Annotated in this window: 17 protein-coding genes, 2 tRNA genes and 2 pseudogenes; 10 read left to right on the top strand and 11 right to left on the bottom strand. The window is 37.4% G+C overall.

What is annotated here, in order from left to right; all coding sequences use genetic code 11:
* The first annotated feature begins 43 nt into the window (after positions 1 to 43).
* Positions 44 to 2,920 (top strand): type I restriction endonuclease subunit R, encoded by a 2,877-nt coding sequence (locus MZO21_RS12160; RefSeq protein WP_248102586.1) that lies wholly within the window; start codon positions 44 to 46, stop codon positions 2,918 to 2,920.
* A gap of 41 nt (positions 2,921 to 2,961) precedes the next feature.
* Here MZO21_RS12160 and MZO21_RS12155 read toward each other — a convergent pair.
* The 6 genes and pseudogenes from MZO21_RS12155 to MZO21_RS12130 all read right to left on the bottom strand — a co-directional run.
* A pseudogene (locus MZO21_RS12155) lies at positions 2,962 to 3,078 on the bottom strand (IS5/IS1182 family transposase); the annotation flags it as partial.
* Positions 3,079 to 3,197: 119 nt separating this feature from the next.
* Entirely contained in the window at positions 3,198 to 3,941 is a 744-nt protein-coding gene (locus tag MZO21_RS12150) for an ATP-binding protein (protein WP_248102589.1), read from the bottom strand.
* A 10-nt stretch (positions 3,942 to 3,951) separates the two neighbouring features.
* A complete protein-coding gene (locus tag MZO21_RS12145) occupies positions 3,952 to 4,494 on the bottom strand; it encodes a DUF1376 domain-containing protein (RefSeq protein WP_248102592.1) in 543 nt (180 codons plus the stop codon).
* A 68-nt stretch (positions 4,495 to 4,562) separates the two neighbouring features.
* Positions 4,563 to 4,811 carry a hypothetical protein gene (locus MZO21_RS12140; protein ID WP_005108379.1) on the bottom strand — a complete coding sequence of 83 codons (249 nt, stop codon included), beginning with the start codon at positions 4,809 to 4,811 and terminating at the stop codon, positions 4,563 to 4,565.
* The gene (locus MZO21_RS12135) at positions 4,801 to 5,985 is read right to left on the bottom strand and encodes an Arm DNA-binding domain-containing protein (RefSeq protein WP_034682258.1); all 1,185 of its coding nucleotides are present in this window, start codon (positions 5,983 to 5,985) and stop codon (positions 4,801 to 4,803) included. Before MZO21_RS12135 ends, MZO21_RS12140 begins: the two co-directional genes overlap by 11 nt.
* 13 nt (positions 5,986 to 5,998) lie before the next feature.
* Positions 5,999 to 6,214, bottom strand: coding sequence for a hypothetical protein (locus tag MZO21_RS12130; RefSeq protein ID WP_001054887.1), 216 nt, complete (start codon positions 6,212 to 6,214; stop codon positions 5,999 to 6,001).
* A gap of 110 nt (positions 6,215 to 6,324) precedes the next feature.
* On the opposite strand from MZO21_RS12130, the gene MZO21_RS12125 reads away from it, so the two are divergent.
* The gene (locus tag MZO21_RS12125; protein ID WP_010588955.1) at positions 6,325 to 6,543 is read left to right on the top strand and encodes a helix-turn-helix domain-containing protein; all 219 of its coding nucleotides are present in this window, start codon (positions 6,325 to 6,327) and stop codon (positions 6,541 to 6,543) included.
* 388 nt (positions 6,544 to 6,931) lie between these two features.
* Here MZO21_RS12125 and MZO21_RS12120 read toward each other — a convergent pair.
* A tRNA-Gly gene (locus MZO21_RS12120) sits at positions 6,932 to 7,007 on the bottom strand.
* Between the two features lie 47 nt (positions 7,008 to 7,054).
* Positions 7,055 to 7,127 (bottom strand) — tRNA-Gly (locus tag MZO21_RS12115).
* A 233-nt stretch (positions 7,128 to 7,360) separates the two neighbouring features.
* Between MZO21_RS12115 and MZO21_RS12110 the strand changes: the two genes are divergently transcribed.
* The 5 genes and pseudogenes from MZO21_RS12110 (at position 7,361) to MZO21_RS12090 (ending at position 10,199) form a co-directional block, all read left to right on the top strand.
* Entirely contained in the window at positions 7,361 to 7,672 is a 312-nt protein-coding gene (locus MZO21_RS12110; RefSeq protein ID WP_248102595.1) for a BolA family protein, read from the top strand.
* A gap of 15 nt (positions 7,673 to 7,687) precedes the next feature.
* Entirely contained in the window at positions 7,688 to 8,077 is a 390-nt protein-coding gene (locus MZO21_RS12105; protein WP_248102597.1) for a SirB2 family protein, read from the top strand.
* Between the two features lie 79 nt (positions 8,078 to 8,156).
* Positions 8,157 to 8,999 (top strand): annotated as a pseudogene (locus MZO21_RS12100) (ParA family protein).
* 4 nt (positions 9,000 to 9,003) lie between these two features.
* Positions 9,004 to 9,393, top strand: a complete 390-nt coding sequence (locus MZO21_RS12095) for a hypothetical protein (RefSeq protein ID WP_248102600.1) — start codon at positions 9,004 to 9,006, stop codon at positions 9,391 to 9,393.
* A gap of 215 nt (positions 9,394 to 9,608) precedes the next feature.
* Entirely contained in the window at positions 9,609 to 10,199 is a 591-nt protein-coding gene (locus MZO21_RS12090; protein ID WP_154773187.1) for a LysE family translocator, read from the top strand.
* On the opposite strand, the gene MZO21_RS12085 is transcribed toward MZO21_RS12090, so the two are convergent.
* Entirely contained in the window at positions 10,196 to 10,834 is a 639-nt protein-coding gene (locus MZO21_RS12085; RefSeq protein ID WP_248102603.1) for a DedA family protein, read from the bottom strand. The two genes, MZO21_RS12090 and MZO21_RS12085, sit on opposite strands and share 4 nt — an antisense overlap.
* Positions 10,835 to 11,027: 193 nt before the next feature.
* On the opposite strand from MZO21_RS12085, the gene MZO21_RS12080 reads away from it, so the two are divergent.
* From MZO21_RS12080 to guaA, 3 genes are all read left to right on the top strand, one after another.
* Positions 11,028 to 11,444 carry a DoxX family protein gene (locus MZO21_RS12080; RefSeq protein WP_248102606.1) on the top strand — a complete coding sequence of 139 codons (417 nt, stop codon included), beginning with the start codon at positions 11,028 to 11,030 and terminating at the stop codon, positions 11,442 to 11,444.
* Positions 11,445 to 11,571: 127 nt separating this feature from the next.
* On the top strand, positions 11,572 to 11,940 hold the full coding sequence (locus MZO21_RS12075; protein WP_154773184.1) for a NirD/YgiW/YdeI family stress tolerance protein: 369 nt from the start codon (positions 11,572 to 11,574) through the stop codon (positions 11,938 to 11,940).
* A 140-nt stretch (positions 11,941 to 12,080) separates the two neighbouring features.
* Positions 12,081 to 13,649 (top strand): glutamine-hydrolyzing GMP synthase, encoded by a 1,569-nt coding sequence (guaA, locus tag MZO21_RS12070; RefSeq protein ID WP_154773183.1) that lies wholly within the window; start codon positions 12,081 to 12,083, stop codon positions 13,647 to 13,649.
* 252 nt (positions 13,650 to 13,901) lie between these two features.
* On the opposite strand, the gene MZO21_RS12065 is transcribed toward guaA, so the two are convergent.
* Positions 13,902 to 14,603 (bottom strand): IS1 family transposase, encoded by a 702-nt coding sequence (locus MZO21_RS12065; RefSeq protein ID WP_248129641.1) that lies wholly within the window; start codon positions 14,601 to 14,603, stop codon positions 13,902 to 13,904.
* A 65-nt stretch (positions 14,604 to 14,668) separates the two neighbouring features.
* Entirely contained in the window at positions 14,669 to 15,850 is a 1,182-nt protein-coding gene (locus tag MZO21_RS12060) for a diguanylate cyclase (RefSeq protein WP_154773182.1), read from the bottom strand.
* Between the last annotated feature and the right edge of the window lie 186 nt (positions 15,851 to 16,036).

Genomic DNA, 16,036 nt, shown 5'->3' with positions numbered 1-16,036 from the left:
ATTGAATATAAAGCGAATAAGAATTTAGAGAGTAGAGGATGAAATGACAGTACAAAGCGAATATCAACTTGAAAATGAACTGATTAGCCAGCTCAAGCAATTGGGATATGCTGCGGTGACCATCAAGGATGAACGCCAACTACTGTCTAATCTCAAAACACAAATTGAACGTGCCAATGGACTTGCACCATTATCAGAAACGGAATGGAAACAGGTCATCAGTTTTTTAAACACGGGCACAGTATTTGAGCGCGCCAAAAATCTGCGCGATCTGTTTCCGGTCAAATTTGATGATGGTACAAGCAAGCACATTTTCTTTTTATCAGATGATCCAAGCAAAAATATTTATCAGGTCACCAATCAAATCACCATCGACCACCGCGACTATAACGGCCGTACCAGCCGTTTCGATGTGACCTTACTGGTCAATGGTTTACCTTTGGTACAGATCGAGCTGAAAAAACGCGGCATGGAAATCGCCGAAGCTTTTAATCAAACGCAACGCTATATTCGTGAAGCCTATTGGGCAGGGCAAGGATTATTTGGTTTTATTCAGCTTTTTGTGATTAGTAATGGTGCCAATACTCGTTATTACTCCAACGGTACGACTGGGATTGAATTTGCCTTTCCATGGGCGGATGTCAATAACAAACACATCAATGAAATTGTCGACTTTGCCGAAGCTTTTCTCAATCAGCAGCATCTGACCCAAATGTTGACCCAGTACATGGTGCTGCTAGAAACCACCAAAAGCCTGATGGTGCTGCGTCCCTATCAGATTTATGCGGTACAGAAAATTGTGGAGCATGTGCAAAACTCCGATCAGAACGGCTATATCTGGCACACTACAGGTTCAGGCAAGACCCTGACTTCTTTTAAAGCCAGTCAGATCATCATGCAAATGCCCGATGTAGAAAAGGTCTTGTTTGTGGTGGATCGTAACGACCTCGACACACAAACCTCACGTGAGTTTAATGCTTTTAAAGCCGACAGCGTCGACAGCACAGATAACACATCGACCTTGGTAAAACAGCTCGATCAACGTCATGACAAACTGATTGTGACCACCATTCAAAAACTCAATCGGGCCATCAGCACCGACCGTTATTTAGAATCGATTGATTATCTTAAAAATAAAAAAGTAGTCTTTATTTTTGATGAATGTCATCGCAGTCAATTTGGTGAGACCCATCAGAACATCAAAAAATTCTTCAGCAATGCACAAATGTTTGGTTTTACCGGTACGCCTATTTTTGAAAAGAACAGCCAAAGCAAAGCAGGTTTAAAACTCACCACAGACTACCTGTTTAATGCGTGTTTGCATAAATACGTGATTGTCGATGCCATCCGTGATCGTAACGTCTTGCAGTTCCAGATTGATTATCGTGGCAAATACACCGCCAAAGGCATGGCGACGAATGAAAGTTATGAGGAAGATGTAGAAGGCATCGATACCAAAGAACTGTATGACAATCCGCAACGCCTTGAAATGATTGCCCGCTACATTGTCAATATTCACGATACCAAAACTCGTAATCGCGAATTTACCGCAATGTTCTGTGTCAGTTCGGTCGAAACACTGACCCAATATTACGACCTCTTTGAAAAGGTGCAGGCCGAAAAGCAAATTGAAGATGAAGCACAAGGTCGGATATTTAAGCCTTTGACCATTGCCACCATCTTTTCCTACGCTGCAAATGAGGCTGTACCGACTGATGACTTAAATGGCTTAATTCATGAAGAAGCCGCAGATATTCCAAGTCAGGTCAATTCATCCAGTCGGGATAAGCTGGATCGCTACATTGCCAATTACAACCGGCAGTTTAAAACCAACTACAATTCAGGTGATCAATTTTATGCGTACTACCGCGACATTGCACAGCGCGTAAAAAACAGACAGATTGATATTCTAATCGTGGTCAATATGTTCCTCACGGGCTTTGACTCTAAGCCGTTAAATACCTTGTATGTCGATAAAAACCTAAAATATCATGGCTTGATTCAAGCATTCTCACGCACCAACCGTGTCTATAACGATAAAAAACCATTTGGCAATATCATCTGTTTCCGTAACCTAAAACGTGCAACAGATGAAGCGCTGGCGCTATTTTCTAATAAAGAAACGACCAAGATTGTACTTGTTCCCAGCTATGCGGAAATCGAACAGGATTATCAAGCTGCGGTGAGCAAATTGTTTGCCTTAACGCCTAATTACCAATCAGTCGATGATCTTGTCACTGAAGAACAGCAACTGGAATTTATTAAAGCTTTCCGTGAAGTGATGCGCTATAACGCGCAATTACAAACTTTTATTGAATACGATCAAGACCAAACACAACTTGATAAGCAGCACTTTGCAAACTTCGCCTCTAAGTATGCTGACCTATGTCGTGCCGTTAGAAAGACCACCAAGAGAGACAAAGTATCGGTACTGGATGATGTCGATTTTCAACTGGATTTACTGCATAGTGATCGCATTAATGTTGGTTATATCATCAACCTGCTACAGCTTGTTGTTGATACAGACTCAGAGGACAAGCGTAAGAAGTACCAAGCGCAAATTTACGATTTAATCAGTAGCGATATTAGCTTGCACGATAAGCAAGACCTCATTCAAAAATTCATTGAAGAAAACATGCCGAAGATGATCAACGGCCAAAGCGTCCAAACAGCTTTTTCTGAATTCTGGGATGCTGAAAAAGAACAGGCCTATCAGCATCTTTGTAAAGAAGAAAACCTGAAACCAGAAGCCATGAAGCAGGTTCTGGAGCATTATGAGTTCACCAAACGCCTACCACGTAAAGAAGAGTTGAAGGACTTACCAAACTATAAGGTTAAGCTGTTTGAGCGGGATAATGTTTTGACCAGTTTAATGGTGAAGACAAGGCAATTGATTGAGAAGTTTTATGTGGGATTTTAATTGAGGTAAGGCTTTGTTGCACAAACCTAGCTTAGAAGGGGCGCATACCATTGCGTAGCAGGATCAAACCAAATGGCAATATTTCCGCGACTCATGAGTGCTCGGTTATATGCGGGCCAATTGGTTGTGCGGTAGATTTTGTGTGTAGGCTTCTTCATTTGAAAATTATATCGCTGAAAAACCCTTTACAGATAGGTTTGTGCAACAAAGCCACTTAATTTAAAAAAGAGATAAGTTAAAAAGAGCCGTCTAACAAGGCTCTTTTTTGCAAGCAGTATTAAGTAATCCTTTGATCTGCCCAGTAGCATGGAACAATGATCAGGCTATTTTCATGCAACCTTGACCATAATCGGACACCTAAATCCCGCTGCATATTTTGGACTGTGAAATTGGAAATCAGCAGGGTAGATTTCATATTGTCATAACGACTATATAAGACCTTATGCACCATCTCCAGGCGTTTTTCATGCCGGTCATGCAGGCCATATTCATCAATCACTAATAAATCAAAGCTGGAGAAATGGTCGATGACTTCCTTTTCAGAGCGTGAAGCATCTGACCAAGTGTCCATCATTTTTTGAGCAATTTCTGCACTGGTATAGTAGCGTGCAGATTTTGTACTGTTATGCAGAATGTTGCGAATAATTGATGCACTCAGATGGGTTTTACCTGTACCTGGTGTACCAATCATCAACATGTTCGGGTTGTGGTCAGAAATAATCTGCTGTGCAAAGGCCTGACATAGATTGATGGTATTGTCTTGTGCAGGGCATGCAACTACATAATTCTTGAAGCCACGATCCAGGTAACGTTTATTGAGCCCTGAATTTTTAATTTTCTGTTGTAGCAATCGCTGTTGCAGCTCATCTGCATAGGCTGCATGTGAGTGATGGACGGTTTCTTTGGCACACAATTTACAGAGCCTGTGACCGGCGATTTCCATCAGGGGTATATGATGGGTAGGGCAGAGTGTTTCTATTGTTTCTGCGCGAAACTGGAGCGTTTTAAGCATGGTATTCATGATTATTCTCCTAAATCCATTTGGAATTTTCTAAAAAATCCTCATTTTTTTCTTCAAAATTTGAAGATGAAGATGAAGATGAAGATGAAGATGAAGATGAAGGGCATGGTTCAAGCATGACTTGAGTAATACTCGGGCTCTTCTCAGGAGTTGCTTGAGCATTTACTTTGCGTTGCTTGGCTGATGCTTGAGCATTACTTGCGGATTTCCCCCAACGTGCTTGGGCTGCATTTTTAGCTTTATCAGATTTCATTTGCTGATTTTGCAATGCCTGGCTTTTTAAACTGGTTAAAAAATTTGAATGAATCTCCTCAGATTCGATTTCAAACAATTCCAAGGCCAACAGTGTATTCAACAAAGTTTTAGCCTTGGTATGTTGCGATAATTTCGTGATGCTACATACAGTAGCTAGGTCATGAGGAATGGCACCATTTTTCCAGAAATCCATCATTAACAGCAGTGCCGCACCAATTTGTTCTGCCGTCATTCGTGCAAATTTTGCCTGTAGGTCGCCAATATAGAGTGGCATCCAAATTGAAATATCTTTATGCATGTGTTCACCTTTTTATAGGTATAGAGGGGCTAAGGTCATCGATTTGATGACCTTTTATGTTTGTTTTATTAGTGAGCTAGGCTCATTAACCGGAAACGGGCCTGTTGAGCCAAGTCATCGTAATGAGCTTGCCCTTCATCCAGCATTCGCTGTAGCCAGAGTCTTAATGCTTGGTGATCATCGAAGCATTTATTGATTTCCAGCAAAAAGGCCAGATTGTGCAGTTTGGGAATGTGTAACTCTTGAATGAGTTCACGCGCGACCATATCTGCTTCTGGGCTAACGACTACGCCACCAAAGAAAGCTTTACTGTTCATGGGCAAGCTCCTCTGTATTTAGTCTCTCCAGCATGGCTTCAAAAGCACTACCATCGCGACGTGTAACATTCGGAATGTAGCGGCTATAGACTCGAAACAGCATTTCAGTGGTTGAATGTCCCAGCTGGCGTGCGATCCATTCCGGGTTCTCGCCTGCCGACAACCAGAGTGTTGCTGCGGTATGACGTGTTTGATAAGCACGACGGGGCTTTAGCCCTAAAAAGCGTAGCAGGGGATGCCAGACACGCTTGTTTACCAAGCGATAATCGAGAGGCCCACCATCACGATTGCAGAAAACAAAACTGGATTTACCATTATTTAAGCTTTTCTGTTGCAGAAAGGCCTGATAAACCCGATCACTCATTTGGATGGTGCGGTCAGAACCATAAGTTTTGGTTCCACCAAGCTCTCCATTTACTAACGCTTCTCTGACATGGATTTCACGACGTGGTAAGTCCACATTTTTCCATTGCAAGCCATCGATCTCACTGGTGCGCATACCTGTGAAAAATCGAACAGTATAATAAGGCTTGAAATCATCACGAACTGTGGCAAGGATTGCGTGTACTTCCTTTAATGAAAAAGGTGTTACTTCAATCTTTCCTTGCTTTAAGTTCTTGATATTTTTATAAGGGCTATCAAAGTCATATCGTTCAGCAGCACTATCGAGTATCATGCGAAGTGCTATCATAATCTGGTTGATTCTTGATGGTGAAAGACATTCTTGGTTTTTCCCGTGAGTCACTTTGGCGAGGGATGAGCGGAATCCAAGAATGTCTGACTTTTTAATATTAATTACCGGAATTGTGCCAAAAAAAGGGATTAAGTACTTTTTGATCACAATTTGAATTTTTCCCTTGTAGCTCGTACGCCATTCTATTTCTTTATCAGTGAACCAGATTTCACAGAATTTTGAAAATAGAGGTGTTTTAGAGCTGATCTCATTTACTCTGTTTTCTGCATTTTTGATTTCTTTCAAACGAGAACTTTTTGGAAAGTATTTAGCATAGTCAAAAATACCCAATAAGATTTCTGCTTCCATTCGCTCAATCGCTTTTTCAAGCTTTTTGCGATTTTGAGCATTGTCTTCCAGAGCTGTTGTTTCACGACAACGGATGTTTAAGTATCGAAAATCGACACATAACTTACCGTATCTGGTACGGATGGCAGCCATAATAATGTTCTCCTTACTGAAGTTGTAGGCTGTGTAGCGAGCCTAAAGTGGTTTTGGTCATATCTTCTTCAATACGCTCCCATACATATAAAATTTTGCGTCCACCAAAAGGGCGGATGTAATGAATGCCTTCGATTAGAACACTGTCCTTCAACTGATTACGGATGGTACGCTCGTTGTAATGGATTCGTTCCGCCAGTTCTTTTGTAGTAATATAAGTAAGATTCATGTCTGTATCCTTTTATAAAGTATCACAATGGTGTTATTTAAGGTCACAATGCAATAATAGATGCATTTAAGACACCATGCAAGTACTTTATTACACAATGGTGGTAATTAATGATAGTTTGTAACTTGCCAGTACTTTTGGCAGAACGAAGAATGAAAGTAGCGGATGTAGTGCGGGCGACTGGAATGAGTAAGACAACATTACATAAGTTATATAATGGTCAATCGACTCGAATAGATTTTGAAACGTTAGAGAAATTGTGTGTATTGCTTAATGTTGAAGTGGGTGATTTATTAAAATTTAAGAAAAATGAAGAGCAAAATGATTGATTGAAAGAGAATAAAATTGAGTTTTTTATCATAAGTAAATGTTTTAATTATGTATTTATGGTGACCAAATTTGGTCACCATAAAAATTAATAAAATAAAAAATACTAAAATTGATGGAAAAAATAGAAATCAAGTGTATGGGGGAGGTGTTCTGATTATTTATAATGAAATTGATTAAAAAAATACCAAAATAGTGAATGTGTTGATTTGTCTATGATAAAGGGAAGGCACGTTTAGGACACTTTTGGTCACGCACCAGCTTCAAAAAACACGTTGTCTAAAAATTTTAGAACTTCTTCCAAAGCTAGAACAGAGAGGTTTTAGAAAAAATATTATTAATAATCAACAATAAAAAAGCCCCCATCTTTCGATGAGGGCTTTTTGAATCTGGAGCGGGAAAGGAGACTCGAACTCCCGACCCCAACCTTGGCAAGGTTATGCTCTACCAACTGAGCTATTCCCGCGGAGTCTATAAAGTTTTTTAAATAAAAAACTAAATGAAAAAATTTTGAGCGGGAAAGGAGACTCGAACTCCCGACCCCAACCTTGGCAAGGTTATGCTCTACCAACTGAGCTATTCCCGCATGCCGTGTATAATACAGTATGAAAAAATAGGGTCAACATTTTTATTTAAAAACTTTAATCATTTGCATAAATAAAAACCATTTTAGAGATATTTTTTATTATTCGTAGAAAAAATATGCAAAATTTAGTTGGTAATCATGCAAGTTTGTATTGTCGTTATTATATTTTTCTTGAAAAGCAATAACAGGCTATACTCAAAGATGAAGACGTTTGAACTATTGGAAGATTGAATATGAGCTTAGAACAGCAACTTAATGAGCGTTTACAAACTTTAGAGCCAAGCTATTTAGAAATTGTAAATGAATCTTCAGGTCATGGTGGATATTTCCCTGGCAAAGAATCTCACTTTAAAGTTGTTATTGTGAGCGAGTGTTTTGCAGGATTACGTTTGGTTCAACGCCACCAAAAAGTTTATGCAGCAGTAGGTGAGCTTTTAGGCGCAGGTAATATTCATGCACTTGCGATTCATGCATTTATTGTCGATGAATGGAAAAACCAAGATACTTCAAGCCCTGAATGTGCGCATGCACCAAAAACATCTTAAAAGGAACGAATTGAGATGAATCCGACACTCCTTGCCTCAATACACCTTGTAGGAATTGCACTCCTTTTTGTGGTTATTCTTTTACGTGGAATGACACTATTTAAAGGTGTAGAAAACAATCAGTCAAATCAATCTTCAAGAAAGCTTTTTGTTGCGCTTCAGCACTCATCTTTAACCATTGTTGTATTCACAGGCATTGCTTTATTGGTGATGAAAAACTTTCAGGTGGAAACTTGGTTTTATGCCAAAGTTGTACTGTTTTTGGTGATGGTTTCTTCTTTAATTAAAGCCTATAAAAAAGATGAGTCGATTTTATTGGTTCAACGTAAAGCTGGATGGGGTATTGCATTGGTTGCTTTCGTTGCAATTTATGGTCTTGTTTTAGTGAAACCTGTATTTGGATGATTATTAGACTTTCTTGTTGGTGAAAATGCATGTAGCTTAATCTACATGCATGACATAAAAATAAATTGGGGGGAAGTCTATGCTAACAAGGGTTATTTTCAATCAAAAGGGTGGAGTTGGAAAATCAAGTATTACTGTAAATTTGGCAGCAATCAGTGCAAATGAAGGTTTTAAAACACTTGTTATAGATTTAGACCCTCAAGCGAACTCTAGCCAATATTTATTAGGCGATGACGCAACATATTCCACAGATAAGCCTGCTTTGGAACCGAACATTGAAAATTATTTTGATGAAGTTTTGGGTACAAATCAAAGTAAAGGTTTAATTGGAAATGCATTAGGAAATATTTTAAAAAATAGATCTAAAGGTTTAGATGCGTTTGTTCACCAATCACCATTTAAAAATTTAGATGTTATTCCAGCAAGTCCCAATTTAGGTGCTTTGGCACATGCATTAGAATCGAAGCATAAAATTTATAAACTTAGAGATGCCTTACAACAATTAGAAGGGCATTACGATAGAATTTTTATTGATACACCGCCTGCATTTAATTTTTTTACTTTGTCTGCACTTATTGCCGCAGATCGGGTGCTTATTCCTTTCGATTGTGATGTTTTTTCTAAGCGAGCTTTATATACGCTTATTGAAAATATTTTGGAAACTCAAGATGATCATAATGATCGACTTTCAATTGAGGGAATTGTGGTCAATCAATATCAACATCAAGCGAAGTTACCTAAAGAAGTTGTGCAATAGCTAAAAGATGAAGGTCTACCTGTTTTAGAAAGTATGTTGCCACCTTCAATTATTATGAAAGAATCGCATCATAAAAACTTACCACTCATTTATTTAGCAACAGAACATAAATTGACTAAAGCTTATCAATTATTGTTCAATGAGCTAGAACAACATTCGAGATAATAATATGAAAGTGCTCCCACTTTTTTTAGTTGCTAGCAGTACTTTATTTTTAGGTGCATGTGCAACAACAACGAAACCTACTTATGTTTCACCTACGCAGTTTCAGGCATTAAATTGTCAGCAACTTCAGGCGGAATATAATCGCATTCAGCAGCATTTAGATAATGGTGTACAGCCAGCGAAACGTACAGGTATGGGTGTTGGAGTTGGACTTGGTGGTGGCTGGGGACGTGGTGGTTGGGGCTTTGGACCAAGTATTTCTGTCAATATGGGGCAATCTTCAAATACCAAAAAAACAGAAATTTCGAAATTATTGGGCGAGCAAGAAGCAATTGTTCAATCTGCTCAATTTAAATCTTGCCCAATTATTGTACGAAATAAAGCAACTTCATAATTGAAATTTCACTCTGTTATAGGACTTTATGCAAAATAACAGAGTGAAAATATTAGCAAATGTTTCACAATTAAAATAAATAAAAACAATAATATAAGGAAATTGTTGAGTGAAAATGACCTCGTAAGTTTTATTTTTAAAAAGTCAATATCTTGTTATTTTTCATAACATTCGTTTAATGTGTGCAGCTTAAACATAGTTGAACATGTACATAGATGATAGAAAGTTGGCTTTTTACTTTAGCTGTAATTGCGGTATTGATGATTCCTGGACCAACCAATGCATTGTTGGCTAGTTCGGCACATCAGCAAGGTATAGCAAAAACAAGCCTCTTTATTCCTACCCAGTTATTAGGCTATTTGTACGCAATAAGCTTGTGGGCATTGTTTATTCATTTGTGTTCACCAACATGGCCGCATCTTATTACTATTTTGCATTTTTTTAGTGCAGCATATGTGTTGTGGCTCGCTTTCCGCTTATGGAAGCTTTCTTATTTAGAGCAACATAATCAGCGTCACACTTCTATTCGACCACGCCAATTATTTTTCGCAACATTAAAAAATCCGAAAGCATTACTTTTTGCTGCGGGTATTTTTCCTACGGAAACATGGGATAGTGCAACAAATTGTCTTTTGGTTTATGCCGTATTTTGTTTGGTATTAGTTCCTACAGCAATGTTTTGGATGTCTTTTGGGCGTGCAATTTTATCTGGTCAGCTGAATAAATTAAAAGCCGATCAATTTTACAAAGGATCGGCTTTATTACTTATTGTGTGTATGTTGCCAGTTGTAGCGAGATTTTTTTAGTTAGTTTTTGATTTAAAAAATTTCTGTTTAATGAAGCCAATAACACCTGGCAATACACTCAGAATAATGATGCCAAAAATAAGATGTGTGAAATTATCTTTAACGATAGGCATGTTGCCAAATAAGAAACCTAAAATAACAAAAGATGAAATCCAAAGGAAACCACCAATAACGTTATAGCTTAAAAAGTACTTGTAGTTCATGCTACTTGCGCCTGCTACAAATGGCGCAAATGTACGGGCAAAAGGTACGAAGCGTGCAAAAATAATGGTTTTTCCACCATGTTTTTCAAAGAATTTTTGGGTATTCATTAAATGTTGTTTATTGATGAAACGAGATTCAATTTCAAAAACACGTGGCCCAATATATTTCCCAATGTGGTAATTCAAGGTATCGCCAAGTACAGCTGCAACAAAAAGAAGAGGGATTAAAATCCACGGATCCATTACACCTGTAGATGCAGCAAGTGCGCCTGCTGCAAATAATAAGCTATCACCAGGTAAAAATGGCATTATAACCAAACCTGTTTCTACAAAAATAATGAGAAACAAAATGGCATAAATCCATACCCCATAATTGGTAATGAATTCTAAGAGATGGTCATCTACATGCAATATAAAACTAACGAGATCCATTGGGGCTAAACACTAAAAAATGTACACAAATCCTAGCAGTCAACGTATTTAAAGTCAGCATTAAAAAGATAAATATTTCCGACCTTTTTGTTCTATATATAAAACGATGGGTATTATTTTGTATATTTATTCTACATTTCGTGATGCATAAAATGGGCACATCTTCCGAATTAATCTAAAAATAGGTTTGAAAATGTTGAATCCAAATGTTGTTGTAAAAAATATTGTTAATCAAGATCAAGTAAATACGATTGTTTCTACTCTTGCTCGTGTTTTAGTCGCGTATATTTTTATTGTTGCTGGCTATGGAAAAATTTCAGGTTACGAAACAACAGCAGGTTATATGGAAGCAATGGGTGTTCCATCGGCATTATTACCATTAACCATTTTGGTTGAATTAGGTGGTGGTTTGGCGCTGTTACTTGGCTTTCAAACTCGCTTTGCAGCATTTGGTTTAGCTGTATTTAGTTTAATCACTGCTTTTATTTTTCATGGTGGCGCAGAAGACGCAATTAATTTAATGAAAAATTTATCTATCGCTGGTGGTTTGTTCTTTGTGATGTTACATGGCGCAGGTAAATTGAGTATCGACCATTTAATTGAAAAATAATAAAAAAATTGATTTAAAAGGCTTTACAAGGTAAGGCCTTTTTTTGTCTAGTTACAATAAGTCAGCGTACTGAAGATGCTTAATTTGTTTAAATAATATGATTAATTTTTAAACGTGAGTAAATTATATGAAAAAAATTGCGTTATTGGCTGTAATAGCAGGTTCTTTAGCAACATCTTTGAGTGCATGGGCAGGTAAAGATGATCATGTGATTATTCAAGAAGCTGTTAATAATCATGTTCAAGTAGCTCAAGCTATAAAATTAGCAGATGAAACTGCTGTGACTTTAACAGGTACTTTGGTTAAGCAAATTGATGCAGAAAAATTTGAACTTAAAGATGCAACAGGCACAATTTTATTAGAGATTGATGATGATATTTCTAGAGCAACGCCAATTAAAGTGGGTGATAAAGTAAAAGTAGTTGGTGAGGTTGATACGCATCGTTATAAACCAACTGATATTGAAGTTGTTTTACTCGAAAAAATTGCACCTTAACTTTTCATATTGAGCAGGTATTTTTCAGCAGATTGTTTTGAAAAATACCTTTTTATTTAGCTTGTCCGAATAGTGTGCGTAGTTGCTTTAAAAATGTTAGAATACCGCGCTTATATTCGTTGCCTGCATAGTTGTTTGCCATGACTACCAATACCCAAATTACTGAAGATCGTATCCTTATCTTGGATTTCGGTTCTCAATATAGCCAGCTTATTGCACGTCGTGTACGTGAAGCTGGTGTTTATTCAGAAATGTACGCATATGATATGTCTGAAGAAGACATTCGTGCATTTAACCCAAACGGGATCATTCTTTCAGGTGGTCCAGAAAGTGTTTATGAAGCTGGTAGTCCACGTGCCCCTGAAGTTGTATTCAACTTAGGCGTGCCTGTACTTGGTATCTGCTATGGTTTACAAACCATGTCACAACAGCTTGGCGGTAAAGTAGAGCCAGGTGATGTACATGAATTTGGTTATGCAGAAGTCGACATCCAAGTACGTGATAAATTGATTGGCGATCTTGAAGATACTGCAAATCAATTAAAAGTGTGGATGAGCCACGGTGACAAAGTAACTGCAATTCCAGAAGGATTCCAAGTTACTGCAAGTACGCCAAGCTGCCCATTTGCAATGGTATCTGACGAAGCTCGTCGTTTTTATGGTATCCAGTTCCATCCAGAAGTAACACATACTGCAAAAGGTGCTGAATTACTTTCTAACTTTGTTCACGGTATTTGTGGTTGCCGTAACTTGTGGAACTCAGAAAATATTATCGATTTACGTGTTGAACAACTTCGCGCGCAAATTGGTGATCAAAAAGTATTATTAGGTCTTTCAGGTGGTGTAGATTCATCTGTTGTGGCTGCATTGCTTCACCGTGCAATTGGCGATCAATTGACTTGCGTATTCGTAGATAACGGCTTACTTCGTTTGAACGAAGGTGAGCAAGTAATGGATATGTTTGCGAAAAACATGGGTATTCGTGTAATTCGTGCCGATGCTGAAGATCGTTTCTTATCTGCACTTGCAGGTGAAGTTGATCCTGAGAAAAAACGTAAAATCATTGGTCGTGAGTTCATTGAAGTATTTGCTGAAGAAGCACGTAAGCTTGATGGCGTAAACTTCCTTGCTCAAGGTACGATTTATCCAGACGTAATCGAATCTGCTGCGACTAAAAATGGTAAAGCGCATGTAATTAAATCACACCATAACGTGGGTGGTTTACCAGAAGATTTAGCGTTTGAATTGGTTGAGCCAATCCGTGATTTGTTCAAAGATGAAGTTCGCCGTTTAGGTACAACTTTAGGCTTACCATTCGAAATGCTTTATCGTCACCCATTCCCAGGTCCGGGTTTAGGTGTTCGTATTCTTGGTGAAGTGAAAAAAGAATATGCTGATATTCTTCGTTTAGCAGATGATATTTTCATGCAAGAATTACGTGCTAGTGGTTGGTATGACAAAACTGCTCAAGCATTTGCTGTATTCCAACCCGTTAAATCTGTTGGTGTAGTAGGTGATGGTCGTCGTTATGCATGGGTAATTGCATTACGTGCAGTTGAAACTGTTGACTTCATGACGGCTCGTTTTGCTCATCTTCCATACGACTTAGTAGATAAGATTTCTACGCGTATTATGAATGAAATTGCTGAAGTTTCTCGTGTTGTTTATGACGTATCGTCTAAACCACCTGCAACAATTGAATGGGAGTAATTTAGGGCTTTCAAGAAACAACATTTCTTGCCTAAATTACGGCAAAGGCTATGCCTGCGCCAACTGAAGAAAATTATTAAAAAAGGACGCTTAGGCGTCCTTTTTTATGTATATTAAATTTATTTGATAGTTAGAGTTAGATATGGGTTTTTATCAATGGCTTATTGAAGAAAAGAAATTATCTAGCTCAACGGCTTCTAAATATGACTTGGTTATTAAAAATAGGGTGGTGTTTCCAAAAGTATGCTGAAATTAAATGAAGCCATTATTGATATAAAAGAAGGTTAAGTCGAAGGCTTTAAAATGGTTTTCAAGCTTTTTCGAAAAATTACAACTTTTCCTAAAACTACGTCTAATTCGATGCCTTATTTTACAATTATTTCCTTCAATACCTACAGTAAAAAACTTACCAATACTTTGCTTACAGTTTTTAAAGGCAGTCACAAAACTATCCCAGTGATCACTTGAAATTCGGGTGGAGTGAACACCTAATTGCTTTAACTTTGCCTTCAATCGTTGGACTGTCGCCAGATCTCGTTTACCCCAAACATAAGCAACAATTTCACCTGTTTCTCTATGGTATGCGTAAATAAGCCATTGTTTATTCTTTTTATTTCCTACAAAAGTCCAAAACTCATCAACCTCAATAGATTCATAATAATTTTGCTTAGGGCGAATTTTATAAGTGGATTTACTTAATGTTCGTAAAACCTTACCTATGCTGACACGCTCAGTTTCTGCAATATCTCTTATACCACCCCCTCTAACCATCAGGTGGAGTATTTTATTTGTTATACCAGAATGACAACCTCGGTAACTAAGAGCATGATCCCCAATAAACTGACGCTTGCAGTTTTTACATTGATAGTTTTGCTTACCATTTAGTTTGAAGCCATTTTTCTTTATACTGTCACTTCGACAGGTTGGACATTTGATTTCTAGTGTTATTTGCATCTCACTATTTTATCAAAAGCCAACCTGTTTTTTTTCAGCATACTTTTTGAAACACCACCAAAATATTAACTTTGCAATTGAGTTGCTTGTTTCACTAAATTTCGACCTGCTGACTTTGCTGCATATAAAGCAGTATCAGCTTGTTTGATAGCATCATTAAAAGTGTAATTATCGTAATCAATTAAGGTCACGCCAATAGATGCTGTAAAATAAATAGGACCATAACCCTGAACAATAACCGAGGCTTGTTCAATTTTTTGACGTAATCTCTCTGCAATGAATTGAGCATTTTTTTGTGGCGTATTTGGTAATAGTGCGATGAATTCCTCACCACCGTATCTTGCAAATAAGTCATTGTTGCGTAAAACAGTTTTACAAATATCTGATATTTTTTTTAAAACTGCATCGCCAACATCATGACCATAGGTATCATTAATAGATTTAAAGTGGTCAATATCTAGCATTAAGAGCGAAATTGGTTTGTCATTGTTTGCATGATCACTAATTGTTGTTTTTGCTCTGCGTTCAAAGTACCTACGATTATTTATACCAGTGAGCATATCCGTATGTGCCATAAATTCCAGTGTTTGGCGGTTAAAGCTATCTAATTTATGATGCAAAAAAATGCTACGAGATTTATAAGTGGACCCCCAACTCATGACTAAACTAAACCCTAAAATTGGCATGTAGCTTAATAAATATAAAATGAACTGCTCAATAGCACCATCAATTGCATGATATACACCGATTAAACCGACTATTGTAATAATAAGTGAAACAATAAGAGCTGGCGTAAAGCGGACTTGAATAGATAAGTTTGCCAATACGATAAAGACTAAAGAGGAATAAATATAAATAGTTACATTGGGGCTTGCAGAAAGGTTAACTAAGTAAAACCAAAGAGCAGATGCACCAATTATGGAACACGGTAAAATTAAATCAAAAAGTTCAACTTTTCTATTATATTTAAATAAATAAAGTGTAATTACAGAGATAATAGCTGTATACAAAAGCTTAGTGGTGATTGCTAACATTCCAACATCAGCTATAACATACCAATCTGCAATGCTATAGAAAGCGTACGCAGCTTGAGCAATTAAATTGATCTGAAGTAAATATTTGAGTTTTAAATCTTTTTGGTATTCTAAATATTCATCATCATATTGCTTGGGAATGCGTGCCAACATGGTTTTTAATGCTTTTTGCACCAATAAGCGAGACTCTTGTTCATATTCTTGATAAATCACTTATTAACCCCAAAAATTATAAACTGCATGAATATGCAAAAAAACGATTAAAAAATACTCATTATATGCGGGTATATTACTTGCAAATGATCGTATTTTGAAATGAGTAAATTTGATATCAAAACAATGAAATGTAAGCTTTTGTAAGTTTTATGTGTAGAAAGTTAACTGGTAGAGGGTTCTCAA

Source organism: Acinetobacter portensis, assembly GCF_023158935.1.
Taxonomy (GTDB): Bacteria; Pseudomonadota; Gammaproteobacteria; order Pseudomonadales; family Moraxellaceae; genus Acinetobacter; species Acinetobacter faecalis.
The sequence above is the reverse complement of the archived record's forward strand: the minus strand, read 5'-3'. Positions and strand labels throughout refer to the sequence as shown.

What these genes read in the sequence shown, in the direction of transcription:
- MZO21_RS12125 (WP_010588955.1), top strand. Translation starts at nt 6,325, where the DNA reads ATGATAGTTTGTAACTTGCCAGTACTTTTGGCAGAACGAAGAATGAAA.
- MZO21_RS12140 (WP_005108379.1), bottom strand. Translation starts at nt 4,811, where the DNA reads ATGAACAGTAAAGCTTTCTTTGGTGGCGTAGTCGTTAGCCCAGAAGCA.
- MZO21_RS12095 (WP_248102600.1), top strand. Translation starts at nt 9,004, where the DNA reads ATGAAAGTGCTCCCACTTTTTTTAGTTGCTAGCAGTACTTTATTTTTA.
- MZO21_RS12085 (WP_248102603.1), bottom strand. Translation starts at nt 10,834, where the DNA reads ATGGATCTCGTTAGTTTTATATTGCATGTAGATGACCATCTCTTAGAA.
- MZO21_RS12075 (WP_154773184.1), top strand. Translation starts at nt 11,572, where the DNA reads ATGAAAAAAATTGCGTTATTGGCTGTAATAGCAGGTTCTTTAGCAACA.
- MZO21_RS12065 (WP_248129641.1), bottom strand. Translation starts at nt 14,603, where the DNA reads ATGCAAATAACACTAGAAATCAAATGTCCAACCTGTCGAAGTGACAGT.
- MZO21_RS12135 (WP_034682258.1), bottom strand. Translation starts at nt 5,985, where the DNA reads ATGGCTGCCATCCGTACCAGATACGGTAAGTTATGTGTCGATTTTCGA.
- guaA (WP_154773183.1), top strand. Translation starts at nt 12,081, where the DNA reads ATGACTACCAATACCCAAATTACTGAAGATCGTATCCTTATCTTGGAT.
- MZO21_RS12105 (WP_248102597.1), top strand. Translation starts at nt 7,688, where the DNA reads ATGAATCCGACACTCCTTGCCTCAATACACCTTGTAGGAATTGCACTC.
- MZO21_RS12110 (WP_248102595.1), top strand. Translation starts at nt 7,361, where the DNA reads ATGAGCTTAGAACAGCAACTTAATGAGCGTTTACAAACTTTAGAGCCA.
- MZO21_RS12160 (WP_248102586.1), top strand. Translation starts at nt 44, where the DNA reads ATGACAGTACAAAGCGAATATCAACTTGAAAATGAACTGATTAGCCAG.
- MZO21_RS12130 (WP_001054887.1), bottom strand. Translation starts at nt 6,214, where the DNA reads ATGAATCTTACTTATATTACTACAAAAGAACTGGCGGAACGAATCCAT.
- MZO21_RS12090 (WP_154773187.1), top strand. Translation starts at nt 9,609, where the DNA reads ATGATAGAAAGTTGGCTTTTTACTTTAGCTGTAATTGCGGTATTGATG.
- MZO21_RS12080 (WP_248102606.1), top strand. Translation starts at nt 11,028, where the DNA reads ATGTTGAATCCAAATGTTGTTGTAAAAAATATTGTTAATCAAGATCAA.
- MZO21_RS12145 (WP_248102592.1), bottom strand. Translation starts at nt 4,494, where the DNA reads ATGCATAAAGATATTTCAATTTGGATGCCACTCTATATTGGCGACCTA.
- MZO21_RS12150 (WP_248102589.1), bottom strand. Translation starts at nt 3,941, where the DNA reads ATGAATACCATGCTTAAAACGCTCCAGTTTCGCGCAGAAACAATAGAA.